This is a genomic window from Myxococcus sp. CA033, from assembly GCF_013336625.1.
GTDB lineage: Bacteria > Myxococcota > Myxococcia > Myxococcales > Myxococcaceae > Myxococcus > Myxococcus llanfairpwllgwyngyllgogerychwyrndrobwllllantysiliogogogochensis.
Window position 1 is genome coordinate 498,366 of the sequence record NZ_JABUMU010000004.1, and the last position, 25,233, is coordinate 523,598.

General features: G+C 69.1%; 25 protein-coding genes. 4 read left to right on the top strand and 21 right to left on the bottom strand.

Annotation, left to right across the window (positions count from 1 at the left end; all coding sequences use genetic code 11):
* The first annotated feature begins 29 nt into the window (after positions 1-29).
* On the top strand, positions 30-806 hold the full coding sequence (locus tag HUA78_RS14835) for an NADH-quinone oxidoreductase subunit I (protein ID WP_141648285.1): 777 nt from the start codon (positions 30-32) through the stop codon (positions 804-806).
* Between the two features lie 249 nt (positions 807-1,055).
* Positions 1,056-1,424, top strand: coding sequence for a ferredoxin (locus tag HUA78_RS14840; RefSeq protein WP_141648286.1), 369 nt, complete (start codon positions 1,056-1,058; stop codon positions 1,422-1,424).
* 57 nt (positions 1,425-1,481) lie between these two features.
* Here the strand turns inward: HUA78_RS14840 and HUA78_RS14845 are convergent, their stop codons facing one another.
* Positions 1,482-4,019 carry an adenylate/guanylate cyclase domain-containing protein gene (locus tag HUA78_RS14845; protein ID WP_174476567.1) on the bottom strand — a complete coding sequence of 846 codons (2,538 nt, stop codon included), beginning with the start codon at positions 4,017-4,019 and terminating at the stop codon, positions 1,482-1,484.
* Positions 4,020-4,179: 160 nt separating this feature from the next.
* On the opposite strand from HUA78_RS14845, the gene HUA78_RS14850 reads away from it, so the two are divergent.
* Positions 4,180-5,049, top strand: a complete 870-nt coding sequence (locus tag HUA78_RS14850; RefSeq protein WP_174468301.1) for a hypothetical protein — start codon at positions 4,180-4,182, stop codon at positions 5,047-5,049.
* A gap of 27 nt (positions 5,050-5,076) precedes the next feature.
* On the opposite strand, the gene HUA78_RS14855 is transcribed toward HUA78_RS14850, so the two are convergent.
* The 9 genes from HUA78_RS14855 to HUA78_RS14895 form a co-directional block, all read right to left on the bottom strand.
* Positions 5,077-6,585, bottom strand: coding sequence for a hypothetical protein (locus HUA78_RS14855; RefSeq protein WP_174476531.1), 1,509 nt, complete (start codon positions 6,583-6,585; stop codon positions 5,077-5,079).
* A 68-nt stretch (positions 6,586-6,653) separates the two neighbouring features.
* The gene (locus tag HUA78_RS14860) at positions 6,654-7,571 is read right to left on the bottom strand and encodes a hypothetical protein (protein ID WP_174461930.1); all 918 of its coding nucleotides are present in this window, start codon (positions 7,569-7,571) and stop codon (positions 6,654-6,656) included.
* Positions 7,572-7,737: 166 nt separating this feature from the next.
* Positions 7,738-8,031 (bottom strand): YtxH domain-containing protein, encoded by a 294-nt coding sequence (locus tag HUA78_RS14865; protein ID WP_141648726.1) that lies wholly within the window; start codon positions 8,029-8,031, stop codon positions 7,738-7,740.
* A gap of 49 nt (positions 8,032-8,080) precedes the next feature.
* The gene (locus tag HUA78_RS14870; protein WP_141648727.1) at positions 8,081-8,527 is read right to left on the bottom strand and encodes a hypothetical protein; all 447 of its coding nucleotides are present in this window, start codon (positions 8,525-8,527) and stop codon (positions 8,081-8,083) included.
* Positions 8,528-8,563: 36 nt separating this feature from the next.
* On the bottom strand, positions 8,564-8,764 hold the full coding sequence (locus HUA78_RS14875; protein ID WP_141648728.1) for a hypothetical protein: 201 nt from the start codon (positions 8,762-8,764) through the stop codon (positions 8,564-8,566).
* A gap of 55 nt (positions 8,765-8,819) precedes the next feature.
* A complete protein-coding gene (locus HUA78_RS14880) occupies positions 8,820-9,041 on the bottom strand; it encodes a DUF3618 domain-containing protein (RefSeq protein ID WP_141648729.1) in 222 nt (73 codons plus the stop codon).
* Positions 9,031-9,471, bottom strand: a complete 441-nt coding sequence (locus HUA78_RS14885; RefSeq protein ID WP_141648730.1) for a phage holin family protein — start codon at positions 9,469-9,471, stop codon at positions 9,031-9,033. The genes HUA78_RS14880 and HUA78_RS14885 overlap by 11 nt, the downstream gene beginning before the upstream one ends.
* A gap of 140 nt (positions 9,472-9,611) precedes the next feature.
* Complete coding sequence (locus HUA78_RS14890) at positions 9,612-10,379, bottom strand: endonuclease/exonuclease/phosphatase family protein (protein ID WP_174455004.1); 768 nt, start codon at positions 10,377-10,379, stop codon at positions 9,612-9,614.
* A gap of 9 nt (positions 10,380-10,388) precedes the next feature.
* Positions 10,389-10,949, bottom strand: a complete 561-nt coding sequence (locus tag HUA78_RS14895; RefSeq protein WP_174455003.1) for a hypothetical protein — start codon at positions 10,947-10,949, stop codon at positions 10,389-10,391.
* A gap of 307 nt (positions 10,950-11,256) precedes the next feature.
* Here HUA78_RS14895 and HUA78_RS14900 point away from each other — a divergent pair, with 307 nt between their 5' ends.
* Positions 11,257-12,255, top strand: a complete 999-nt coding sequence (locus tag HUA78_RS14900; protein ID WP_174461929.1) for a M23 family metallopeptidase — start codon at positions 11,257-11,259, stop codon at positions 12,253-12,255.
* Positions 12,256-12,267: 12 nt separating this feature from the next.
* Here HUA78_RS14900 and HUA78_RS14905 read toward each other — a convergent pair whose 3' ends face one another.
* The 11 genes from HUA78_RS14905 to HUA78_RS14955 form a co-directional block, all read right to left on the bottom strand.
* Positions 12,268-13,065 (bottom strand): enoyl-CoA hydratase/isomerase family protein, encoded by a 798-nt coding sequence (locus tag HUA78_RS14905; RefSeq protein ID WP_174455001.1) that lies wholly within the window; start codon positions 13,063-13,065, stop codon positions 12,268-12,270.
* Positions 12,999-13,715: a TetR/AcrR family transcriptional regulator gene (locus HUA78_RS14910; RefSeq protein ID WP_174455000.1), complete on the bottom strand. Its 717-nt coding sequence runs from the start codon at positions 13,713-13,715 to the stop codon at positions 12,999-13,001. Before HUA78_RS14910 ends, HUA78_RS14905 begins: the two co-directional genes overlap by 67 nt.
* 110 nt (positions 13,716-13,825) lie before the next feature.
* On the bottom strand, positions 13,826-15,364 hold the full coding sequence (locus tag HUA78_RS14915) for an Ig-like domain-containing protein (RefSeq protein ID WP_141648736.1): 1,539 nt from the start codon (positions 15,362-15,364) through the stop codon (positions 13,826-13,828).
* Between the two features lie 157 nt (positions 15,365-15,521).
* Positions 15,522-15,872 (bottom strand): helix-turn-helix domain-containing protein, encoded by a 351-nt coding sequence (locus HUA78_RS14920; RefSeq protein WP_002634858.1) that lies wholly within the window; start codon positions 15,870-15,872, stop codon positions 15,522-15,524.
* 59 nt (positions 15,873-15,931) lie between these two features.
* Complete coding sequence (locus tag HUA78_RS14925; RefSeq protein WP_174461926.1) at positions 15,932-18,580, bottom strand: LPS-assembly protein LptD; 2,649 nt, start codon at positions 18,578-18,580, stop codon at positions 15,932-15,934.
* 46 nt (positions 18,581-18,626) lie between these two features.
* Positions 18,627-20,021, bottom strand: a complete 1,395-nt coding sequence (locus HUA78_RS14930) for an AMIN domain-containing protein (RefSeq protein WP_174476532.1) — start codon at positions 20,019-20,021, stop codon at positions 18,627-18,629.
* Positions 20,022-20,102: 81 nt separating this feature from the next.
* Complete coding sequence (locus tag HUA78_RS14935) at positions 20,103-21,377, bottom strand: alpha/beta hydrolase (RefSeq protein ID WP_174454997.1); 1,275 nt, start codon at positions 21,375-21,377, stop codon at positions 20,103-20,105.
* 175 nt (positions 21,378-21,552) lie between these two features.
* Positions 21,553-22,845: a folylpolyglutamate synthase/dihydrofolate synthase family protein gene (locus HUA78_RS14940; protein ID WP_174476533.1), complete on the bottom strand. Its 1,293-nt coding sequence runs from the start codon at positions 22,843-22,845 to the stop codon at positions 21,553-21,555.
* Positions 22,846-22,869: 24 nt separating this feature from the next.
* Complete coding sequence (accD, locus tag HUA78_RS14945; RefSeq protein WP_141648190.1) at positions 22,870-23,721, bottom strand: acetyl-CoA carboxylase, carboxyltransferase subunit beta; 852 nt, start codon at positions 23,719-23,721, stop codon at positions 22,870-22,872.
* An 81-nt stretch (positions 23,722-23,802) separates the two neighbouring features.
* The gene (locus HUA78_RS14950) at positions 23,803-24,558 is read right to left on the bottom strand and encodes an MBL fold metallo-hydrolase (RefSeq protein ID WP_141648191.1); all 756 of its coding nucleotides are present in this window, start codon (positions 24,556-24,558) and stop codon (positions 23,803-23,805) included.
* A 1-nt stretch (position 24,559) separates the two neighbouring features.
* The gene (locus HUA78_RS14955; protein WP_141648199.1) at positions 24,560-25,210 is read right to left on the bottom strand and encodes a Crp/Fnr family transcriptional regulator; all 651 of its coding nucleotides are present in this window, start codon (positions 25,208-25,210) and stop codon (positions 24,560-24,562) included.
* Positions 25,211-25,233: the final 23 nt, after the last annotated feature.

Consider the following 25,233-nt stretch of genomic DNA (forward strand, 5'->3'; position numbering starts at 1 on the left):
CCTAGGGCACCGGGAATCGAGACACCATCATGGCCATCAAGGTTACCAAGGTCACCCAGGACCCCCGCACGGACATCCGGGAGCGGATGTACATCCCGGGGCTGCTGCACGGTCTGGCCATCACGACCAAGCACTTCTTCCGCAACCTCTTCGGCACGCGTGACACGAACACGCAGGTGCAGGACCGCACGGGCACCAGCCTGATGACGACGGTCGAGTACCCCGAGGAGAAGCCCATCTACCCGGAGGGCTACCGCGGTCTGCACCGGCTGGTTCCGCGCGAGGACGGCAAGCCGCGCTGCGTGGCCTGCTACATGTGCGCGACCATCTGCCCGGCGCAGTGCATCTACATCGAGGCGGGTGAGTACGAGGAGACGGACGCTGACGGCGAGTCGCGCGTCATCGAGAAGTACCCCACCCAGTTCGTCATCGACGAGCTGCGCTGCATCGTGTGTGGCCTGTGCGTGGATGCGTGCCCCAAGGACGCCATCCGCATGGACACGTACATGCACACGCCCTCCGAGTACACGCGGCAGAACTTCGTCTACGACATCCCGAAGCTCTTGAAGGGGCCGGCCGTCTCGCACCCCTCGGATCCGTGGAACAAGCGCGAAGGCTCCGAGGAGCCGCACCACACGCACAAGGAGGCCCACACGCGCATTGGCGAGGGCCTGGTGCAGCTCAAGACGCCGCAGCTGGGCGCGGGGCACGACCACCAGGGTGGGCACGGCAAGGCCGTCGTGACGCACGGACAGACCGTCGTCACACAGCAGGGCCCCATCCAGGTGACGAAGTTCCTCAAGTAGATCCACCTGCGCGCTCCGCGCGTACGAATGTGTAGCTGCCCCGGCCCGCCTCCCCGCTCCTCGAGCGGTAGGCGGGCCGGTTTCATTACGGGGTGCGGGTGATGACGTTGCAGCTCTTCAATGGCCCTGGCGTCTGGCGTCCGGGCTTTCGGCCCCGGGACGGGGTGGAGTGCGGCCTGGCACACGAAGGTGGGGGCTGGCTGCTTTCGCTCGGGGCGTGGACTCCGTAGGGTGGGTGGTGTCTTGGCGATGAAGCGCTACCGCTTGTCCGTGTGCAAAGGGTCGACCTGCAAGGCCGGCGGCGCGGATGGTGTGTATGCCGCCGCCCGGGACTCGCTGTCCGAGCAGGGCCTGGTGCCACGCTGCGAGCTGTACCGGGGCGGCTGCTACGGCTTCTGCCACATGGGGCCGAACGTCGTCGTCCGCGAGGACACGGGCCGCAAGAGGGACCCGCTGTCGCCCGAGGACTACCAGCTCATGGGTTGGGACGGCGAGGTGTACTACTCGGAGATGACGCCGGAGAAGATGCGCCGCGTGGTCAACGAGCACATCGCGAAGGACGCTCCCGTGAGCGAGCTGTTCGGCCAGCCGGACACGCCGGACCCCGACGACGGCTGACGCGGAACACCTCGCGCTCCAGCGCGGAACGCGAGCGCCGTCCGGCGGCGAAGCTCCTCACGCGGCGACAGCGAGGTGCTCACCCTCTTCCACGCCGTGCACCCCATCCCACTCCGCGGGCGGCGGCGTGACGATGAAACGGGCGCAGCGGGCGGCATACACGGAGGAGACGGTGTCCTTGAACTCGGTGGCGGAGCGCTCGAAGAGGGCGTGTGCCTCCGCGAAGCGTCGCTGGTGGTACGCGGTGAGCGCCTTCTCGTGCAGGGCGAGCTGCTCCTGCTGCGGGCTGGTGATTTCACCCTTCCGCCCCACCAGCTCGTGCACGCGCAGCGGCTCCGCGCGCCCCTTGAGTCGCACCCGGTCCACCACGCGGAAGACGTAGTTGTCGCCCGCGAGCGACACGGTGCCGTCCCCCACCAGCACGTAGGTGCCGTACACCTTGTTCAGCGACTCCAACCGGGCGGCCATGCCCACGGCGTCGCCGAGCACGGTGTAGTTCGACTTCAACTCGCTGCCCATGTCGCCGACGACGACTTCGCCCGTGTCCACTCCGGCGCGGAAGCTCAGACGGCGGCCGTACTTCTTCTCCCAGGCGTCCTGCTTCTCCGCCAGCACCGCGCGCATCTTCAGCGCGGCCTCACAGGCCAGATGCGCGTGGCGCTCGGTGCGCACCGGCGCGCCCCAGAAGGCCATCACCGAGTCGCCGATGTACTTGTCCACCTGCCCCGCGGTGGAACGCACCACCGCCGCCATCTCCAGGAGGTACTCGTTGAAGAGGCCCACGAGCTGCTCGGGCGTCATGCCCTCCGACAAGCGGGTGAAGCCCTCGATGTCGCAGATGTACACGGACATCCGTCGGCGCTCGGGGCGCATCAGGCTCAAGTCCCGAGTCACCAGCCGGGCGACCTCCGGACTGACGTAGCGGCCCAGCGCCGTCTGCACGAAGTCGCGAATCTGCTGCTCGTTGCGGAAGGCGTAGACAGTGGTGACGGCGAAGGCCCCCACCATGGCCAGCAGCGGGCCCGCCATCGCCACCCAGAGCCGCTGCTCGATGAACACGTAGAAGGCCGCCGCCGTGTAGCCCGCACCCGCGAGGGCCAGGCCACTCAGGTACAGCATCGCGCCCCGCAGCGAACGCAAGAGGAAGCTGAGCGACAGCGCGAGGAAGGCCCCCAGGAAGGCGAGGCCCACCGTCAGCCCCAGGTCGTAATCCGCTGGTGCGCGCGAGATGCCCTCGGAGCGCAGGATGTTGGCCAGCGCCTGCCCCAGAATCGCGCCCCCCGGCGTCTCCAGACCAATGGGCGTGGGCCGCAAGTGGCCTGACTCGCCCGCGGTGCGCGTGAGGACGACGGTGCGGCCCTCCAAATCGTTGTCGAAGCGCGCCGGGCGCTCGTCCGCGACGTCGAAGACATTGAGCAGCACGTTCCACGCACGGATGGAGCGCGCCAGCGAGCCGCGAGAGCCCCGCCCCGCCGTCGGTGCATCCCAGCGCATCAGGCTGAAGCCCGACGTGTCCATCGGCACCGAGTACGCATCTCCCACGTGCAGACGGCCGTCCGCGTAGTGAAGCGAGCGCGTGTTGGCCAGCCGCATCGCCGCCGCGAGCGGCAACGAGGGCAGCACATGACGCCCATCCCTCGCCGTGTACGCCACCAGATGAGGGATTCCTCGCACCACACCGTCGGGGTCCGTCGTCAGGGTGGCGGCCCCATAGCCCGCGCCACCGCCCATGAGCGGCGCCACCGGGTGCTGGAGCTGACGGACCTCCACCAGCTTCGCGGGGTCCAACCCCACCACCTGCACCTCCGCCAGCGAGACGAAGAGCTCCGTCGGGCCGATGCGGAACGTGTCGTCCGCCGCACGGCGCTCCGCGACAGCGGCCCCCGGCGAGCCCAGCCGCGTCCCGAGTTCGCGCGCATCCGCCTCGTCCGAGGCACCACCCCAGACCTCCACCTGACTTCCAGCGGGGATGACGAACGCGGGCCGCTGCACGGCGAGAACCGACTGCGCCTTCGCGCGCGCCTCGGATGTGCCGGGGAACGTCCCCACCTTCACCCGGTAGGGCCAGAGGCGGCTGGCGGGAGGCAGCACCCGCGAGCCCTGCGACTCCCACGAGAAGGACAGCAGCGCCTTGCCCGAGTCACGCTCCAGGAACTCTCGGAACGAGGCGTCGTCGCTGGAGATGGCGCCGGGTGACAGCTTCGGGTTGACGCAGGCATTCGGGCTCAGCTCGGGGAACGGCAGGTCCAACAGCACCAGCAGCGCCCCCTCCTCCACCAGTCGGTGCGCCATGGCGCCCACGAGCTGCCGGGGCCAGGGCTGGGTGGCGACGCCGGGCCTGTCGTCCTGCCGGGCCTCGGCGAGCGTCTCATCGTCGATGGCGACGACCACGGCCTCGTCCGGGCGCTCCGAGCGCGCGCCCAGCTCCAGCACGCGCCAGTCGTAGGTGCGCCGCTCCAGGCCTTCCAGCCAGCCCTGCGCCATCTCCACGACGCCCGAGGGCATCCACGAGGGCGAGTCTCCTCGCGGCGCCGCCGGCTGGGGTGCCCGCAGATAGACGAGGATCCCCAGCACACAGCCGAAGAAGGCGGCCATGGCCAGGGAGAAGCCGAGCCGCTTGAAGAAGCGCCGGCTCGCGGAGTGAACGCGGTGTCCTTGCACGAGTGCCCGGAGGATACCCCGAGATGCCGAGTGCGCGGGGCTTGTCGCACGTGCCTGCTATGCTCGGCCGACTCGTCGCAACCCGGGAACTCCGATGAAACGCTTCCTCTTGTCCGCCGCCGTCGCTGCCCTCTCCCTTGCTCCCCTGGCGTGCGACCTGGAGAAGACGGGGGCCCAGCTCACCGCCGACCACGTCATGGTGGGCACCCTCCTGGCCACGCCCGAGGTGGAAATCAGCGCCCTGGCGCTCGCGGGCTTCGACGCCGGGACGGTCATCCCGGATGGGGGCGACGTCATCTCGCTGCCCGCTCAGACGGCGGCGGTCGTCTTCTTCGGCACCAAGTCCGGGGAGAACTCGCAGCCCTCGGGGGTGTCCGGCGCCACGGCCACGCTGCAGCCGGTGGGAGGCCAGGCCACTGCGCTGACGGAGGACGGCTCGGGCAGCTACAGCCGCACCAACGTGGCTGGGAGCGACCCGGAGCTGGCCTACCAGTCCGGCGCCACGTACCAGTTCATCGCCTCGCGCAACGGCACGCGCTACGTGGGTCAGGTCGACGATGCGCCGATTCAGGAGGCCATCACCCGGTTCCACCCCCCCGAGGGCTTCCTGCGGCACGCCTCGGGCACCGTGCTGACGTTCGACCGCGCTGCGGCGGCGGGGAACAAGGAGCGCACGCTGGGCTTCGTCACCGTGGTGCCCGTGAGTTCGGACGGAGAGAAGGGCCAGCCGACCTACTCCAACGTGCCCACCACGCCCGTGGAGTTCCTCCAGCTCGTCGCCGTGCCGGGCACGTACCGTGAGGCGCAGGTGACGATTCCGGGCACGGCCTTCCCGAAGGCCAATCAGACGTACCTGGTCATCTTCCAGGCCGTGCGCCTGGGTGGCGCGGAGTCCAACAACCTGTTCATCGGCAGCGCACTGCTCGCGGGCACCGCCGACGTAGGCATCATCCGGACGAACTGAGTACCAGGTACGAGGGCCACGGCCTCCTCAATCCGAGGAGGTCGACCTCCACAGGGGCCCATCCTGTGAGAAGTGCTCGTGAATCCAGCGCTCACTGGCCGCGGACAGTTGCCACTCGCCGCGGCCATTGAGGACCAGGACGTCACAGCGCGCGAGAAGCGGGAGCATCGTTCGCTGCGAGCGCTCCTGCTCGAAGGCCGCCGCCGCGGAGGCGAAGCGCTCGGTGCCACCCAGCGCGTCGTGCAACATGAGGCCGTAGGGGTCGACGAGCACGGGGGCGCCCTTGGGAATCCCTGGCAGTCGCCCCGCGACGATGCCCCACGAGGGCTCGAACACGCAGAGCGCCGAGTCAGCGGGCACACCGGCGCGGATGCTGTTCCCCAGCGCGAGAAGTCCACGGTCTTTCTGGTTCGCGCCTCGGAGGGAGGCCGGCAGTGGCGAGAGCGCGGCAATCCCCACCACTCCCGTCACGAAGGCGGCGACGGCGCGAGAGCGCGTTTCCGCCCACGCGAACAGCAACGAAGCGCCGAGCCCGGCGAGCACCGCCGTGGCCGGGGCCAGGCTCGCGTTGTATTGGCCCCAATAGCTCTTGGATGCGAGGAACGTCACACACGTGAGGAGCCAGGCTCCCGCGAAGAGCCTCTCGGCGACGGCCTCCTTCCGCCGAGCGCGCACCAGCACGACGAGCAGCCCCAGCATGCTCAGCACGGAGACACCGACGTGGCCCTCGCCCAGCATCGAGAGGAGCCGACGCCAGCGCTCCAGCTCTCCATCGGGTGGCCTCATCAACTGGAAGCGCAGGAGTCCGTCGAACATCGGACCGGGCGCCAGCGCGAAGAAGGGCCCGACCCAGAGCAGTCCCGCTCCCACCGCGGCGCCCACGACTCTCACGACGCGCCTCCACTCCCCCGCCGCTCCGCGAGCCCACACCGCCGCGAGCACCCAGACGCCCGCCGTCAGCTTGATGGCGCAGGCCGTGGCCAGCAGCACCCCCACCCACCCATCCTGTCGCCGAGCCACGCCATCCCCACCCGGGCGAAGCCACACCCATGCCATCCCGAGACAGGTGAGGTTGAGCAACGGTTCGAGGAATGGGCCTCGCTCTGTCGCAGCGGCCTCTGGGTAGACCGCATACACGAGCGCCGCGACGAGCCCCGCCCGCATCCCCCACCGCTCCTGGGCGATGCGTCCGCTCAGCACCGTGCTCAGGGCGCCGAGGACGGGGATGAACCAGCGAACCACGGTGAAGGCCGTGGCTGAATCAAAGACGCGGGAGAGCGCGGCCAGGGGCGACAGCAGCACCGCCAGGCCTGGAGGATGAACAAAGAAGTAGTCGCGATAAGGCAACACGCCCTGCGACAGGAGCGCGGCGGCGCTGAAATAGACGCCCTCGTCGTAGTCCACCGGGTAGCCCAACGCGCCGCCCCGGTGGAAGAAGCCCGCGACTCGAAGCAGCCAGGCACCAGCCCCCACCAGCAGCAGGGGCCACCACGGATGGCGCGAGGGACTGAGGCTCGAGGGGCTGGCGTCGGACACGGAGCGTCGCGTCTACCAGAGGTCGCCGCCATTTTCGAAGGCGGGGTGCCCAGTCCCATCCATCGACTTCAGCCCGCTTCGATGTCCAGGTCGATGCGCCCCGCCAGCTTGAGGCGCAAGAGGTGCCCCGCGAAGCGCTCGGACTCCTCGCGGCCAAGGACGTTGCGAAACGTCGCGCCCTCCACCACCTCCACCTCGAGCACGGCCCCACGCTGCAGGAGTCGGAAGAAGTCCTCTCCTCCTCCCGGACGCGGAACGGCCAGCGGCAACATGCCCTTCACCGGAAGCACCTCGCCCGCCACGCGCACGCGCTCCACCAGCGCGGAGGCATCCGGTCTCACGTCCGCGGACGCCACGCCTTCGTCCGGATAGAGCGGCGCGGGAGGCAGGGCCACATCCTCCGTCGAATCATCCAGGAGGAAGCCATACCGCGACGGAATCCTCCCCGTGAAGAGCATGCACAGCAGCACGGGCGTGTCGCCGGACACACGCTCGACATGGAGGATGGAGCGCTCCGTTCCCACGCGGCGCAGCAGCAACGTCAAGCGCGGACGATGCACCGCCAGGTGCCGCTGCACGCGGTCCTTCAGGGTGGCGCGAATCTCCGCGAAGGCCGCTGAGTAGCCCGCCTCGGACTCGGCCTCGCGCGCCGCGAGCGCCTCGCGCGTCTTCGAAAGCTTCTCCTCGGCGTCTCGCAGGAAGTCACCCGCCGACGCCGACGTGGGCACCAGCCCCGGCTCCAGAGACGACGTCGACTCCAGGCCCGCCGCGCGCACGGCGCCCAACAGGAAGGAGCCTTGCTGATCCAACCGCTCCCGCTCCTCTCGAAACCGCGCCGAGGAGGCCGCATGCTCCCCCTTCAACTCCAGCCACGCCTCGTAGCCCGACTCGAGCGTCTCCAGCGCGCGCAGCCGCGACAGCGCCGCCTCCGGCCCCGCCGCCGCGCTCACGGGCCCCAACGCCCCACCCTTCGTCGTCTCACTCACGGCGACGGAGTCTACACCCTGCCTCGAACAGAGCCGTTCTCATCCGCGCCGGGCCTGGCCCCGCCCCTGCTCGCGAAAACACGAAGGCCCCCACCCGACGCCGACTCGCGGCACACGGATGGAGGCCCTCACGTCACGGTCCGCGCTGTGCGCACGGACGCAAGGCTCACGCGGTGCGAGACACCGGCGGCTGCGCACCCTGGGAGGGCGACGTCTCACCCCGGCCCAGCGTGTTCGACAGGTAGTCCTGGCCGCTCTGCAGCCGCTGCTTGAGGTCATCGCGGAGCTGGTTGCCCGCCTTCGGGGCCAGGAGCAGGCCCAGGCCCGCGCCAACCAGGATGCCCGCCGCGAAGGCGCCCAGCACCGGCAACACATCCTCCGCCGCGCTGCGACGGCTCTCCAGACCGATGAGGTTGAGCAGGTCGTCCTTGTCCATCTTCTTGAGGGCGTTCAGGTTCATTCGCGACTCCAACAGGCTGTTACGTCGTGGGGAGATGAGACAGCAAACGCTAGTAGGACGGAGGGCGCGGAGTCCCCGCTGCGGACGCATCCGCCGACGCGGAGCCTTCCCGCGCGGGCGAGCCCACCACGCTCCGCCCCGTCTGATAACCCTGGAAGGCCGTCTCGGCCATGCCCAGCAGCTCGTCCTTCACGAAGGGCAGCGCCGCCAGCCGCACACCCAGCTTGAGGATGCGCGCCGTCAGCGGCGTGAAGAGCCCACCGCCCAGCACGTAGCCCACGCCCAGCGCGGCCGCCATCATCCCGTACGGGTTGCGCTCCACGCGGCCCCGCAGGTCCAGCGTCTGTCCCAGGTCATCCACCGCGCCCCTCGCATCGCTCCAGAGCTGCTGCGCCTCCGAGCCAATCTGGTCCACCCGCTGGCCGAACCCCGCGTCGGAGCCATGCTCCCGCGACGAAGGGTTGCCGTTACCTGAAGCCCCTGGATAGTTCGTCATGAGTGCCCTCTCTCGTGTTTGCGTCAGCGGTGCCACTCAGCGACGCGAGGCGATGCGCCCCACCAGGAAGCCCACGGCCACCGCGCCCAACAGGCACGTCCCGGGGTTGGCGCGGATGAAGCTCACCACGCGGTTGTTCATGTCGACCAGGTTCTGCCGCGCCTCATCAATCTGCGGCACCACGCGGTCCTGAAGCTGTCGGGCCCGGTCGGCCACCTGCTGCGGGTTCATGTCCATGAAGGCGTTCTCCTCGATTCAAAGGGTGAAACCACGAAGTCGTCGGCCCGCGCGCTCAGCGGCGCGAGCCCAGCAGGAATCCCACCGCGAAGGCCGCGGCCACGCACTCGTGCGGATGACGGCGCACCCACTCGCGCCAGTCCGCGGCGACCGCCACTTCCTCGCGCAGCGCGCTCACCGACGTGGCCAGCTCCGCGCGCGTCCGCTCGATGTCCTCGCGCAGCCCCGCGCTGGTGCGAGGGCCCACGGGCTTGGGGTGTCCATTGCTAGCGCCCATTCGAAGACTCCTTCAAGAGCGGGTTGCCCACGGGTACCGGGGCCGGAGTGGAGAGGGCCGCCATGCTACGGGTCAACTCATCCGCCGTGTCGTCCATCATCCGCCGTGCCTTCAGTCGTTGCAGCGCCCAGGCGATGCCGCCCCCTCCCGCCACCAGGTTGAGCAGCGACACCGCCCCGAGCGCCCCGGCCCATCCCAGGTACGCGGACAGAACCGCCGCGAGCGCACCGCACGCGAAGGCATACCCCACCAGGATGAAGGGCACGAAGGCGGCGATCATCGCCACGTTCATGCCCGTGGCCTTCAAGTCCTCCGCGAGCTCCAGGCGCGCCAGTTGGAGATGTTGCGTCACCAGGCGGCTGAAGCTGTCCGCCATGCGGCCGACGAGCGCGGCGAGGCCACGCTCCGTCTGTTCGCTCCCCACGTGCATTCACTCTCCGGCCGGCGCTCACGTCCTCACAGAAGTGGCGCCAACCTAGGCACCCCTGCCCTCCGGGACAACCTCCTCCCGGCGTTTCTGTCCGGCGTTCGCAAGCGTCGGCCACTCAACGCGCCCGCCGTTCCCCCACGCTACCCGATGAGCTCCACCGGTGGAGAGGGGGACGACGCCACCTCGGCGATGGGCGCCGCGAAACGCAGGACGAGCGGCAGGTGGTCGGATGCAATCCGGCTGCGTTCCGTGCGGTGGGGGTGGATGGAGAGCGGCCGGACACCCGAGTCCACGTAAATCCGGTCCAGCCGCAGCACGGGCCACCGCGTGGGGTAGGTCCGTGCGGGAGTGCCCAGCTCCAGCGCCGCGTCGTGGATGGCCTGGCGCACCAGCGACGGCACCGCGCCGTTGCCCCAGTAGTTGAAGTCCCCGCACACCACGGCCGGGTCCTTGCGCACGGCGTCCCGGAGGATGTCCGAGCCCAGGAGCAACGCCTCCTGACGCCGACGCTCGGCCACCCGCAGGCCCAGGTGGAGCGAGAAGACGTGGAGCTGCTGTCCCCCGCCCAGGTCCAGGTCGCAGCGCAGCGCGCCCCGAGGCTCGCGCCGCCCCACGCTCAAGTCGTAGTTCTTCGAGTGGAGGATGGGCAGCCGCGTGAGGATGGCGTTGCCGTAGCGCCGGCCGTTGCGCACCACGTTGGGGCCAAAGGCCATGTGCATCCCGAGCATGTCCGCCAGGTGCTCGGGCTGGTCCTCGCGCGAGGTGCGCGCGCGGAAGTCGCCCACCTCCTGGAGTGCGACGATGTCTGCTCCGACTTCGCGGAGCACCTCACCCACGCGGCCCAGGTCGAACCGGCCGTCCGTCCCGATGCCGCTGTGGATGTTGTAACTGACGAGCGTCAGCTCCACGGGGCGCCGCTAGCCGTGGAGGGGATTGAGGCGCCGCGCCGCCAGGCGGATCACCTCGAAGGGCAGCGCCGCCAGCCTCGCCACCGCCTTGACCGCGTCCCCCAGACCGCCGCGCAGCGTCTGCAACTGGCGCCCCGCATCGTCGATGAGGTCCGGGAACCGGCCACGCGGAGGCTGCTCGCGCGTGGGAGGCAGCGCGCCAATGGGCAAGGTGCCCCGGATGACGGGCTCCCCCCTCGACGCCTGCTTCCTGTTCTGGTCCTCCCGGACCTTGTCCTCACGCGAGGCGCGCTTCGACGCCGCGCGGGCGGGCGTCGACATGCCGTGGGAGAACTTGCCGTCGGGTTCCTGACGCGCCAGCTCCTCGAGCTGAGCTTCCATCTGTCGCGCGTGGAAGTTCTCCTCCGTCTCGGAGAAGGACTTGCCGTAGTGGACTCCTTCGCGCGCCGCCAGCTCCTCCGTCTGCGAGCGGGATTGAGCGAGGTGCTCCTTGTCCCGCCGGCGCATGCTGCGGCTCTGCGGCAGAGTCTTCGGTACCTGGAAATGGTCGAAGCTATAGGGACGAGGCATCCACGAATCTCCAAAGGGTTATTGGGTTCGAGCAGAAGCTAGGAAGCCTGGAGGCGCGCCGGTACGGCTTGACGCCATGGCTGACAGTCGGCTGCCTGCCCTCCAGCCCACCGGGCCGCGATTCCAGGCCCCTGCGACCTCCAAGTGCCGACAATGTCTGGCGTGCGCCGCTCGCTCGCGGACCGAGGGGCCGGACGTCGCCAGGCAGGCACCCCAGCGGGCGCTCCCGGGGAAAGGGGCAGGCGTCCGACACCTGCTCTTCTCACCCTGGGAAGAATCCGGGACTTCGTGGTGTAAAGGACCGCTCATGGCTCCGCACCCCGCCCGCTGGTTGTATTCCGCGCCCTCCCACGCGCTGCTCGCACTGCTCGCCCTCGGTGCGAAGGCCCAGGCCGCCGAGCCGACGCCCGCGGCCGTCGTCGTCCCCGCCTCCTCGGTGCAGGCGCCCTCGGCGGCGCAGGGTCGCCCCCTGCTCTCGCTCCAGCCCGGCACGGCGAAGCCCGGCGACCCGGTGATGGTCGCGGTGCGGGGCATGGCGGGCATGCCCACGGGCACGCTCGCGGGACGCGCGCTGCGCTTCTTCCCGTGGGGAGATGGCTTTCTCGCGGTGACGGGCCTTCCGGTGGAGCTGGCGCCCGGCAGTGCGTTGGTGCAGGTGGTGGGGCCGTCGTCGCTGGGCGGCGCGCCGCTGGAGCTGACGGGGACGCTGGACGTGGCGGAGCCGGGCTATCCGTCGCGCGAGCTGAAGGTGTCCGGCAAGTACGTGGCGCCTCCGGCCTCGGTGAAGGCCCGCATCGCCGCGGACCGGAAGGCCTTCGCGGCGGCCTTCTCCCAGCCCTTCAGCGCGCCGCACTTCGCGCAGAACTTCGTCTGGCCCCGGCAGGACCGCATCACCGCGCCCTTCGGAGACCGGCGGACCTTCAACGGCAAGCTGTCCAGCCAGCACTTCGGCGTGGACATCGACGGGGACCCGGGCGCGCAGGTGACGGCCAGCAACGAGGGCACCGTGGTGATGGCGCGCGACAACTACTCCGCTGGGAAGACGGTGCTCGTGCACCACGGCGGAGACCTGTTCACCGCGTACTTCCACCTGTCGCGCATCCAGGTGCGCACGGGCGACAAGGTGGAGCAGGGCCAGCACCTGGGCCTCGTGGGCAGCACCGGCCGCGTCACCGGCCCCCACCTCCACTGGGGTGTGAAGGTGGACGGCATCTGGGTGGATGGCGAGTCGCTGCTGCGCCTGGACTTCTTCCCACCCGCGTCGCCCGCCGTGGCCAGCGGGGACACCGCGCTCGGCGTGCCCTGAGCGCGACGACGCTCAGCGGTCGTTCCACTTCGGCGCGCGCTTCTCCATGAACGCGGAGACGCCCTCGCCGGCATCGTCCGCGAGCACGTTGAGCGACAGCTGCGAGGCGAGGAACTCCAGCGCCGCGGGCAGCGGCAGGTCCTCCGCCGTGAAGAAGGCACGCCGGCCCAGGGCGAGCACTGCCTGGCTCTTGCCGGCCAGCTTCCCCGCCAGCGCCGCGACGGCGGCGTCCAGCTCCGAGGCGGGCACCACCCGGTTGACTAGGCCCAGCGCCAGCGCGTCGCGCGCGGGGAGCCGGTCCCCCGTCAGCACCAGCTCCAGCGCCCGCTTGCGGCCCACGTGGCGCTGCAGCAGCGCCATCATCATCATCGGGAACAGGCCCACGTCGATTTCGGGCGTCCCGAAGTCCGCGGTCTCCACCGCCACGGCCAGGTCACACGCGAGCACCAACCCCAGGCCACCGGCCAGCGCGTGCCCGTTGACGCGCGCCACGGTGGGCTTGCGCGCCTCCTGGAACCGGGTCAGCAGCTTCCCGTAGGAGCGGCGCCCCTCGTGGGTGGCGAGGAAGCCGCCGTCGCCCACCATCTGCCCCAGGTCTCCGCCCGCGCAGAAGACCTTTTCGCCCGCGCCCGTGAGCACCACCACTCGGACGGAGGGGTCCGCCTCCGCGCGCTCCAGCCCGTCCATCAGCGCCTTCACCACCGTGGGCGACAAGGCGTTGCGCGCCTTGGGCCGGTTGATGGTCAGGTGCGCTTGGGGGCCTTGGACTTCGTAGAGGACTTCTCCGACGACGGCTTCTCCGGCTTCCATGCGGCGGTCTCCGCGCCTGGCGACGCGTCCGCCAGCACGCCATGAAGGAAGGTATCGGCGATCTGCGCCTTCGCCCGCTCCAGGGCCTGCGCGTCGCGCGAGTCCGCCAGCCCCGTCACGAACGCCGTCAGCCCCATCTCGATGGCGCCAAACAGGAGCGCGGAGGACAGCAACGGGTCCGTGTCCGCGCGCAGCTCCCCCGCCTCCTTCGCCCGGATGAACAGCTCCGAGCTCAGGCGGATGGCGTCCACGAAGGCCGTCTGCCGGTTGATGCGGGAACCCGCTGGGCTGCGGGCAATCTCCAGGATGAGGACCTTCACCGCACGCGGGTCCACCCGGTACGCCTCGAAGGCCACGTCCACCACGCCGTACACCTTGGCCGAAAGCGCCCCCTCCCCCTCCACCACCGCGCGCACGCGCGTGACGAAGCCGCTCCAGCCCGTGTCGAACACGGTCTCCAGCAGCTCATCCTTGTTCTTGAAGTAGTGGTAGACGAGGCCGTAGGCGACACCGGCCTCCTTCGCCACGTCCGCGATGCGGCAGCCGTGATAGCCCTTTCGGGCGAACACATCGATGGCTGCCCGCAGGATGGTCCGGCGGCGCTCGCTCTCGCGATTCCCGTTGTCCGCCGCCGACTTGCTCTGGCCCACGACGTCCTCCACCGGCCGGTTGATTCTTCAATCAGCCGGTGTGGACCCTACGAACGCGGGCCCCCGGGGTCAATGGGTACTTCTCCGGGAGGCCCGCGCGAGACAGCGGACTAGAGTACGTCGCCCGTGACGAGGGGGGCGGTGACGAACACCTTGTGACCCTCGAGCTGCGCGGCGGTGTACTTGCAGAGGGCTTCCGTCTTCCAGGCAACGGGCGCGGGGAACGGCGAGGGCTGCGGCTCCTGGGTGATGTCGTGCTTGTCGCTGATGAGGTAGCGCTCCACGCTGTACGACGGGTACGTGAGCGGAATCATCCCGGTGACGAACGGGTCGACCTGCACGGGGCCCTCGGCGCCGCCGGTGCAGCCATCCGACTCGGAGTTCTGGGCCATGTGGTTGAACCAGGGGTCCGACACGAGGAAGGTGGCGCTGGCTGAGCCGAAGTGGTCGATGTGGACGTTGGTCGCCGGCGGCGGCGGGGAGATCTGCCGCACCGTGTCCACCTTGTCCAACCCGTGGGGCACGCCCGTCCAGAGGATGCGCTCCTGGACCCAGATGAGCGTGGACACGTCATAGGCGCCGTTGCCGCCGTTCCACCGGCCATCGCCGTTGGTGTCGACGAAGCGCTCGCCCGCATCCCAGGTGCCGTTGTCGTTGTTGTCGACGAAGGGCTCGGTCAGGTCTTCGTAGTCCTCGCCGGTGTCGAACTGGCCGTTGTTGTTGTCGTCGTTGAACGCCTCTTCGCCCGTGGTGAGGGCGATGAGGGCGACCAGGTTGTCGCGCGGGTTGTTGGTGATGCCCGGGCGGATGGGGTCGGCGCGCTCGGGCTCGGCACGGTCGATGAACGGCTGTGCCGGCGTCCCATGGGCCGCCAGGGGGTTCCTCTCCCAGAGGAACGGCTCCATCCACAGCGGGGCGATGTAGTCACCCGTGTGGGTGGCGTCCTTGACGGGATTCCAGGTGAACACGCCCGGCGCCACGTCCTGCGGCAGCGGCAGCGAGGTCTTGTAGAGGACCTCCGCGTTGCCCACCACGTCGGTGGTCGACGTGGCCGTGGGGCCAATGGTGCCGGCCTCGGTGAGGAAGGACACCTGCGCGCCCTCGATGCCGTCGCCGTTGCGATCACCCACGTGGGCGATGCAGCGCACCTTCACGCCGGCGATCAGGTGCCGCGCCTCATCCCAGGCGCCAATGGCGTGGTGCAGACCGGAACCATCACCAGACCACGAGCCACACTGGAACGTGAGCTGACGGGAGCTGGAGTTGGTGCCCGCGAAGCTGATGACCGGGGAGATGACCGACTTGGCCTCCGCACCCGTTCCCGCCGACGCGACCACGACCACCGAGGCGACACGGCCTCCTCGGGCGACCACCTGCATGGAGACAAGTCCATCACCGGGGTTGGTCGTCCCCTCGGTGGGAGAAATCTCAACACCCGGTACCGGTGACTGGAGGGTGAAAGTCACCTGCGTGCCGGCTTGCGCCATGCCTCGCGAGTCCACCGCGCGGAAGCGCAGTGTGGTGATTTCTCCCAGTCGCGGCCTAGCCGGAGACTGATCCACGAACTCAAGCGTGGCAGGAGCTGGCGAAGAGCACGCCAACAACACCATGCTCGTGAAGGCCATCCACGAGGCCAGACCCGGACGCATCAGCGACGACTCCTTGACGAAGAAGGAAGCACGCTGTGCGCGAGCAGCGCACAGCGCATTTCCATCATCTTCCCGGTCTACCTACCGTCCAGTCAAGGACAGGACAGGAAGACCGATGGGCCCCTTGCGTCCGGCGAGGGGCCCCCCGGGGTGGAATTCAGGCGGCGGTGCCGCTGAACATCACCCGGGCGACCCCCAGCAGGCGGTCCACGTCCCGTGCCGTGAGGCCCCGGGCGCGCGCGAAATCAGACAGAGGACGCAGCAGGTCCTCCGTCTGGGCAAGGGTCTGCTCCGTTCCGGTGAAAAGCTCTCCAAGGCTGACGCCAAGGGCGTTGGCCAGGGCGGCGAGCGTTTCCACGTGGGGGACACGCTCTCCACGCTCGATCATGGAAAGGAAAGAGACGCTGATTTGAGCCCGCTCCGCGAGCTCCTCCTGCGTCCACCGCTCCGGCCTCTGCGTACGAAGCTCGCGGATGCGCTGGCCGATTCGTTTTCCGAGGTCCGACACGAAATACTTCTCCTGGCTGCTTGGGGGTTGGTGGAACCACCATGCACATGGGGTGATTCCTAGCCGCCCGAACCGAACGATCCGACACCCGCGACGCTGACATTCACATCGGAAAATTCCAACCCGATATCACGTCGCAGAGTCACAACCCCTTCGATGCGCCAGCAGTCACACGCTGGCCCATACGACACGCCCAGTGTCTGCTGGGCGAGGGGCTTGTACTCTTGGGTTATTTGATCTTGGTAAAGGGGCTGCACCAGAGCTTCGTACCGCACCCCGAGGCCAAATCCGAGCTTCAAACGCGCACCCGCGATGAGAGCTTGAGACCGCTCGGCCGGAGGGAGGCCGGGCGTTTCTCGGGATACACCGCCTACCAAGGCATCTAGAGGGCGGCGGAGGGTATCGGGACCCTGGGCGAAGGGGGAATCACCCTTGGCGAGGGCTTCCCGGCTGGTAGTGAGGATGTCGTCGTAGCGCGCGTACAGGGCGTTGCCCTTGCCGTCGTCGATGGCGAAGTCCGCGCTGAGCTGGGTGATGCGGCCAGACCTGGGGTCGAGCCGGACCAGCCCTCCGGCGTTCAACACGCCGGCGCTCGCGCTGAGTCGCGCGAAGGTGTCTCGCAGGACGGGTTCGGGGTCTCCCAGCTTGTTGGCGGCCGGCACGTAGCGCGTCAGGTCGAACCCCTGACCGATGCGAAGCCGAAGGGGCTCACGGACCTGGGTGCCCGTCTTGACGCGCAGGGACTGGTCCACGGCGAGCACACCCTGGAGGAAGCCCCGGGTGGAGCCATCGAGCGCGAGCGGCACCGCCCGATCAATCTGGTCGTAGGGCTGGGCAAGGCCTCCATCCTCGGCGCCCGCCGAAGGCACCCGCCCCCACCCTCCCGGCACGTAGCGAAGCTCCAGGGAGGGCGCGAAGCTGTGGCGGTAGCTCGTCTTCGCACCCGTCCAGGTCCGGCTCAGCTGCGTGTCCAGCATGAGCCCGCCGATGGGATAGCCGCGCTGCCACGACTTGCCGGAGTACTCACCGGCCCACACGTCCTGGCGCAGCGACAACGACGGCGTCACGCGCGCGACGTCCCCCAGCGCCACCGACGTCGACAGCCGGGACGTGAAGTCGATGCGGTCCCTGGCCTCGCGGTCCCTCGAGTCGAAGAGGGCATTGGATTGACCGGGGTCCGGCGCGTCACCGACCCCCAGGAGGAGGTAGTTGCCATTGGGTCGGAAGATGCCGTCGACGCCTTCGTCCCCGAAGCCTTCATGGATGGGGGCCAGGCGGGTGAACTCCGCGCGCAGTCCTCCGGTGAGGCCCCCGAGGAGGGGGCGCTCGGGCAGCGACAGGACCAGCCCGGGCAGTCGCTGGAAGGTCCTCGGTGAGGGCAGGTCCGGCCGCAGCGGGTCGACTTCCGCCGGCACGCGGTTGTCCTGGAAGAAGCGGTAGGGCCAGCGGATGTCCTGGCGCAGGGAGACGTCCAAGCCCGCGTAGGAGTCCTCCTGTCGCCGGAAGACGGTGGCGGTGCTGCGCAGGTAATCCAGCCCCTGGACGAGGATGTCTGCGGTGAGGTCGCGGGTGTAGTTGCCGTCCGAGACGACCGACGCGTCCACCCGGTCGTACCAACCCGAGCCCAGGTCCTGGAAGTGCTGCCAGGAAGCCTCTCCTCGCAGTCCGCGCGGGGCGTCGATGATTTTTCTGATCCCGTTCGGATCCACCGGATAGCGGAAGAAGTCGAGGGTCGTGGGGTCCAGCTTGGGCCGCGAGTCGTAGAGGAACCCGAGCGTGGCGCGCCCCCGCGTCCGCTCGCTGGGCACGTAGCGGAACTCAGTGAGCAACCGGGGGCCCTTCACGCCGTTGGGCCGCGGTTCCTCGTAGGTAATCGTGTTCTTCGTCTCGGAATTGCCATCGGGGTCGTGCGTCTTTTCCACGAGCGCGCCATGGTAGTAGCCCGGGGTGAACGTCAAATCGTAGCTGCGACCCAGCGTGACGAAGAGGGGCTGCTCCAGGCCGAGGCCATTGAGGCTGGAGAACTGCGGACTGGGGAAGAGGAAGCCCGTGCGTCGCTCCGCCAGCGGCAGATACACCCAGGGCAGCGCGAAGATGGGGACGGACTGGATGTAGACGACGGGCCAGGTCAGCGTGGCGCGCTCGCCGAGGATGACGTTGGCGGAGCTCGCCTCCATGCGCCAGGTCGGCGTTCCGGGGCCGCACTCGCACGGGGTGAAGGCCAGGTCATCCACCACGAAGGCGTTGGGACCGGTGCGACGGATGCGCGAGCCGCTGAGGATGATGGGCGTCTCCCCCATCGCACGCAGCTCCTGGGGCGTCTTCGCCGTGAGCAGCGCCTCCTGGGTGACACCCTTCTTCTGCATGAAGAGGCCGCCCTTGAGGGTGGCCACGAAGGTGCGGATGTCCACGTGCACGTCGTCCGCCACCGCGGCCATGCCGTCGGGGCCCACGAACATGACGTTGCCGGTGGCGGTGGCCACCTGGTTCGCCTCGTCGTACGTCACCTCGTCGGAGCGCAGCAGCATCTCACCGGTGCGCAGCTCGCAGTGGCCGCGCGCGGTGAGCAGTTGCTTGTCGGCCTCGTAGGTGAGGAAGTCCGCGGCCAGCTCCACCGTCTCGCCGGAGGGGAGCTGGACCTGGGTGGCGAGCGGAATCTGCGCTGACGACACCAGCAGCGCTGCGGCGAGCGGAACGAGGAGGCTCATTCAGGGGTGCAGGGTATGCCGCGCCACGGCCGCGCGGTCGCCCTTATCACCGAGCCGTGCGCTGAAAATCCAACGAAATGACGTTGCCGTCCTGCCGCGCCTGCACCGGGGCCTGCTGCCGGAGCTGGATGGTGACACGCACATCGCGGCCGTTCGCGTCCGCCTCCACCCGCGTGACGGGCGAGTTGAAGAAGGACGTGTCCAGCGGGTGGGTGTTGTTGTTCAGGTCGATGCGGCTGTTCTCCAACTCCAGCACCACCGCGTTGCCCTGCTCGCTCACCGTGTAGCGCGCCGGCTCGTTGGTGCGGATGAAGACGCGCGAGACTCCCGGCTGCTGCTGGAAGCCCACCAGCGTCATCGTCTTGCGCCGCGACGACACCTCCGCGGACGAGTCCGAGCCGCTGGCCACCTCGCGACGCGGACGCGGCGTGGCGGAGGCCACCCGCTCCTGCTGGCGACGCTCGCGCTCGGCGCGGGCCTCTTCCTCACGCTGACGGCGGGCCTCGACGGCCTCGTCCGCGGCGGCCTTGGCGGCGGCCTGCTTCTCCTCGGCGGCGGCCTTCGCGGCGGCACGCGCCTCCTCCTTCTGGCGCTTCTTCTCCTCGGCGGCGGACTCGGAGGAGGCACGGCGCTCATCGGCGGCGGCCTGCGCGGAGGCACGGGCCTCCTCTTCCTGACGCTTGCGCTCGTCGGCGGCGGCCTGCGCGGAGGCACGGGCCTCCTCTTCCTGACGCTTGCGCTCGACGGCGGCGGCCTTCGCGGCGCGCTGCTCATCCTCTCGCTGGGACGTGGCGCGGGCCTCGGCCTCCTGCTGGCGCTGGCGCTCGGCATCCGCGTCCTGCTTGGCGCGGGCGCTTGCCTCGGCGGCGGCCTTCTCCTGCGCCTGACGGTCCGCTTCGGCGCGGGCGGTGGCTTCGGCGGCGGCCTTCTCCTGGGCCTGACGCTCGGTTTCGGCCGCGGCGGCGGCCTTCGCGGCGGTGCCGTCCGTGGTGGGCTGCGCGGCGGCGGGCTCCGGCTGTGTGGTGGGAGCCTGGGGAGCCTGGGCCACGGCCTGTCCGCCCCCGCCGACCACCTTGACGACGAGCTGCGTGTCGGTGGCCTGGATGTCCGTCTCCACCTCGCGCTCGAAGCCGATGAGCACGCGGGCGATGGCGGAGTCATCCGAGCCATAGCTGGCGGTGCGGATGCCCGTCACCGTGCCATTGCCCACCTGCGTCTCCTCGGGGACGCCGGAGAAGACGGCCTCCGCGATGTCGATGACGAGCCGGGGCGGGTCCGTCATGGTGAAGGTGGTGAAGTTCGCCTTCTTCGAGCCGGTGATGGTCACCGTCCCGCCATTCACCTGCACGCCGGTGATGGTGTTCAGGTTCGCCGGAGCCTGCGCGAGCGCCCAGAAGGGCACGAGCACCACACCGAGCAGCCACACCGCTGAGGCCTTCATCAACCACTCCCCTTCACGTTGACAGTGGGCGCGGATGCTAACACGCGCGCCTCACCCTCCAACTTTCCAGCCGTACGGCCCTCAGCGAAGGCGCGGCAGGGCCGGCGTGCGGTGACGGTGCGTCCGGGCGTACTCGATGAGGTTCTTGATGTCGTAGCAGATCTGCCGGATGTCGTGCCCCATCGTCAGCTCGATGTGGCTGTTGCCCTTCACCGGTCGCCAGAGGAGGTACTCGCTCTTGGCGGCGCGATACACGCTCCGGGTGGACTCCACCGACGCCAGCGGGTCCATGTCCCCGAAGATGATGGCCATGGGGATTTGAATCTTCTCGAAGCCGCGCTTGAAGTCGAAGCCGGTGCGGTAGCAGACCATCTCCCCGCGACGAATCCAGCGGGCGAACTGCTCCAGCACCTTGCGCGGCTCGCGCTCACCGCCCTCGCGCAACAACCAGCGGATGTCGTCGGAGCCCACGCGCTCCGGGTTGATGAGCCGGTTCATCCGCGTGGTGAGCTGTTGATACAGCGGCGAGTCCTCCGCCTTGCCAATCTGCCGCTCGACGAACTTGAGGATGAGGTCCACCGGCATCGCGTTGAAGCGCAGCTTGCGGCGCGCCTCGGGCTCCAGCCTCTTGCCCAGCTTCGCGTTCACCGTGCCCACGCCTCGCGCGAGCACCTTCCTGCCCAGCCCCTCCACCTCACCACCCAGATTCAGTCCCGCGAGCGTCAGGTCCACCATGCCGCCGAGCATCGGCGCGCCGCGCGCCACCATGCGCAGCAGCATGAAGCCCCGCCCCAGGTCCGCTGGAGCGCCGATGGTGATGAGGCCCTCGAAGTCGTCGTGGATGCCGGTGTAGCCGTAGCCCAGCATCCCGCCCATGGAGTGGCCGCAGTAGAAGATGCGCTCGCGACGGGTGATGCGCTTCACGCCGGAGACGGCGGCGGGCAGGTCGTAGAGGAAATAGCTGTCGATGTCCCAGCCGTAGTCCAGGTCTGGAGGCAGGGGGCGCTTGAAGCGCTCGGCCCGCTCCTTCTGGAAGGCGATGGAGCTCTTGCCGTGCCCTCGCAGCTCCAGGATGTGGATGTCCACGCCGAAGAAGAGGAGGTTCTTGACGAACTGTCCGCTCGTCCACGTGTGCCGGTTCTGGGAGAAGCCATGCACCAGCAGCAGGGGCTCACCGAACAGCGGCTGGGCGAAGGGTTGCTTCACCGGCCGGTAGCGAGTGATGACCAACGACCAGCCGTCCGCGGTCTCCACCACGTACTTCGTCTTCGAGTAAAGCGCCCGGAAGTCGACTTCATCGATGGAGGGGATGGCTGGTCCCGTGGTCGTCGCGGCTCTCCAGTCCGGCAGGCGCATATCTTGAATCTACGGCGGCTGATGCAGCGCGCCAAGGATTCAGTCCCTCTGCTCACCCGTCTTGCTCAGCGAAGACCGAAGGTCCACCCTACAAGGTCACCCCAACGAGCCTCGTCTGGTGAGCCCTGGTCCTTCTGGGTGAAACACCGTCGTCCAGGTGTCTCGCGGTGGCCCTTCAGGGCGTTCGGGTCCGGTCTTTCCGGGCTCGCACCATGCCGACCAGGAAGAGAGAACCCGTGCACAGCACGACGCCGTCCACGCCCGCTCGCCGCCGGGCTTCCGCCAGCGCGGCATCCACGTCGGGCCATGCGGCCACGTCGGCGGCCAGGGCGCGCGCTTCGTCCAGATAGGCCGCCGGTGACAACGAGCGCGGGGTGTCCAGGGGGGTGAGCTGTACGGAAGCACACGCGGGAAAGAGGGCCCGCATCATCGGCCCCCGGTCCTTGTCCGCCACCACGCCGAAGACGCAGTGGATGGGGCGACCCGCGTACAGCGCCCGCAGGGACGCCAGCAGCACCGCCACACCCGCGGGGTTGTGGGCTCCGTCCAACAGGACAGTGGGCCCCTGCCCTACTTCCTCCAGCCGTCCCGGCCAGCGCGCCGAGCCCAGGCCCGCTCGCGCCGCCTCGGGGGTGACGGCGATGCCTCGCGCGTCGAGGGCCTCCAGACAGGCCAGCGCCACTCCAGCGTTCTGGAGCTGATGCGGTCCGCGCAGCGAGGTCCGCAAACCGTCCAGCCTCCAGCCCGGTCCCCTGTAGGCCAGGCTGCCGTCGGCCTGAGTCTCGACGGAGAAGTCCCGGCCCTCCACCCAGAGCGGCACGGACAGGGCACGGGCACGGGCCTCGATCGCCTCCAGGGCTTCGGGCTCCTGACGGGCGACGACGCACGGCACGCCGGGCTTGAGGATGCCGGCCTTCTCACCGGCGATGGAGCCCAGGGTGTTGCCCAGGTACTCCATGTGGTCGAAGGAGACGGGGGTGATGGCGGTGACGAGCGACGGCGCGGCGGTGGTGGCGTCCAGCCGCCCACCCAGGCCCGTCTCCAGCACCACCACGTCCACGCCCGCTTGCGCGAAGTGCCACAGGGCGACGACGGTGCCGAACTCGAAGTACGTCATCGGCTCCGCGACGGCGGAGGGATAGCGCTCCAACACGTCGAGGATGGCGCGGCCGAAGTCCTCGTCGGAGATGTCCTCGCCGCCCACGCGGATGCGCTCGTTGACGCGCACCAGATGCGGGGACGTGTAGAGCCCCACGCGGTGGCCCGCGGCCTGGAGCGCGGTGGCGGCGAAGGCGCAGGTGCTGCCCTTGCCGTTGGTGCCCGCGACGTGGAGCACCGGATAGCGGCGCTCCGGGTGGCCCAGGGCCTCGAGCGCCTCGCGCACCCGCTCCAGCCCCAGCTTGATGCCGGAGGGGTTGAGCCGGGAGAGGAAGCCCAGGGCCTCCTCCGGTGTGCGGGGCGCGCTCATGCCAGGGACGCGAGCCGCGCGGACTCAGCCCAGCAGGCCGAGAATCTGCCCGAGCTTCGCGCGCAGGTCCTTGCGGTTGACGATGCTGTCGATCATCCCGTGCTCGAGCAGGAACTCCGAGCGCTGGAAGCCCTCCGGCAGCTTCTGGCGGATGGTCTGCTCGATAACGCGAGGGCCGGCGAAGCCGATGAGCGCCTTGGGCTCGGCGATGATGACGTCGCCCAGCCAGGAGAAGGACGCCGCCACGCCACCCGTCGTCGGGTGCAGCAGCACGGAGATGTACGGCTTGTTGCCGGTGCGGAAGCGGGCGATGGCCGCGGACGTCTTCGCCATCTGCATCAGGGAGAAGATGCCCTCCTGCATGCGAGCGCCGCCGGAGGCCGAGAAGATGAGCGCCGAGCACTTCAGCTCGTGCGCGCGCTCGAAGGTCCTCGCCACCTTCTCGCCCACCACCGAGCCCATGGAGCCGCCCATGAACTCGAAGATGAAAGCGCCCACGGAGACCTGGTGGCCGGCGATGCGGCCCACGCCCGAGACGAAGGCGTCGTTCTCCTCCAGGTTCTTGCGCGTGGACTTCAGCCGGTCCTTGTACTTCTTCGTGTCACTGAACCCGAGCGGGTCCTGCGGCTCCAGCTCCTTGTCGAACTCCTCGAAGCTGTCCGGGTCCAGCAGCGTCGCCAGCCGCGCGCGCGCGTTCCACGGATGATGGTGGTCGCAGTGCGGACACACCATCCAGTGCTTCTCCAGCTCCTGCCGGTAGATGATCTCGTCGCAGTTCTCGCACTTGGCCCACAAGCCCTCCATGCGAGACGGACCGGGCTCGGGTTGCTGCTGGGTGTCGACGGCGATGCGGGGCTTCTTCGAAAACCAGGCCATGAGGGGCCGGGGGTTAATCCGACCGTCTCCGCCCGTCAACCGTTCCGTGTGGCGCGCCGCGTCGTCCCTCTTGGGACGGGGCTAGAACTCGAAGGTGTCGTTCAGCTCCAGGACTTCCACCGGCATGCTCGCCAGCTCCTTCTTGAGCTGGGCCACGAAGGCTGGCTTGAGGTGGTAGAGCATCACGGAGGTCCCGTTGCGCTCGAACTTCTGGAGCTCCAGGCCCAGGGTGTGGGGCGTGAGGTGGCCGGAGATGTCGGCCAGCGACTGGAGGGCGTTGGGGAAGGACGTCTCCAACAGGAGCGCCTTGAGGTCGCGCGTCTGGTTGAGGGCCTTCCAGAGCTTGTCGGTGGGGCCGGTGTCGCCGCTCATGGCGAGCGACGTCTTCCCATTGGAGATGATGAAGCCGCAGGACTCCACGGGGTGGCTCACCGGCACGCTGCGCACGGTGTAGGGCCCCACCTCGAAGGTGCCGCCGGCGCGGAACGTCTTGATGCGCAGGACGGGGTTGGCCTTGGTCGGGATGCGGGTGAAGTCCGGCCAGAGCGCGTTGTTGAACATGTTGTCGCGCAGGGCCTTGGCGCACTCGCGCGAGGCGTGGATGGTGACGGGCTTGTCGCGGCGACCGATGACCAGGTCCGCCATCAGCGGCAGGTCCTTCACATGGTCGAAGTGACTGTGGCCCACGAGGACGTGGTCCACCCGACACAGCTCCTCCAACGAGAGCGTCCCCGTCAGTGCGCCCGCATCGAGCGCCAGCACGTCATCGACGAGAAAACACGTGCTCTTGCACGTGGGAAGCTCGCCACCGTGGCAGCCGAGGACTCGGAGCTTCACGCTAGAGGTCTCCGAACTTCCACTTCATCTCCAGGTATTGGAGGAAGTCGTGGAGTCTGGCCGTGTCATACACGGTGACTCTGTCACCACTGCGTGAGATGAGGCCGGCCCGGATCATCCGGTCCAGCACGTTGCGCACCGCGGGCTCGCCCACGCCAATCTGGCGGGGCATGTCGCGGACCACGAAATCCACCTCGGTGCCCTCTTCGGACGGGCGACTCCGGGTCTGGGACAGCAGGATGAGCTGGTGGACGACCCGGCTGGCCGGATCATTGTGGAGCAGGTTCTCAATCTGGGCGTCCGCCTCGGAGAGCCGCCCCGCCAGCGTCTTGATCATCCGGACGGCGATCTCGGCGTTGCCGCGGATCATCGCCTCGAACGTCTTGGGGTCGATGACCAGCAGGCGAGCGTCCTCGTTGACGACCGCGGACGCGTTGCGGGGCTTGTTGGAGATGATGGCCATCTCCCCGAAGAATTCTCCGGCGCCCAGCACGGCAAGCGTCTTCTCCACGTCGCGCACGCGCTTCGTGATGGAGACCTTGCCCGCCTGGATGACATACATCTCCCGGCCGGCCTCTCCCTCGCGGAAGAGCTCGGTGCCCTTTGAGAATTCCTTGCCGAAACGTTGAAAGAGGGTTTCCTCGGCGCCCATCCTGCGAGGAGTCAATCAGCCCC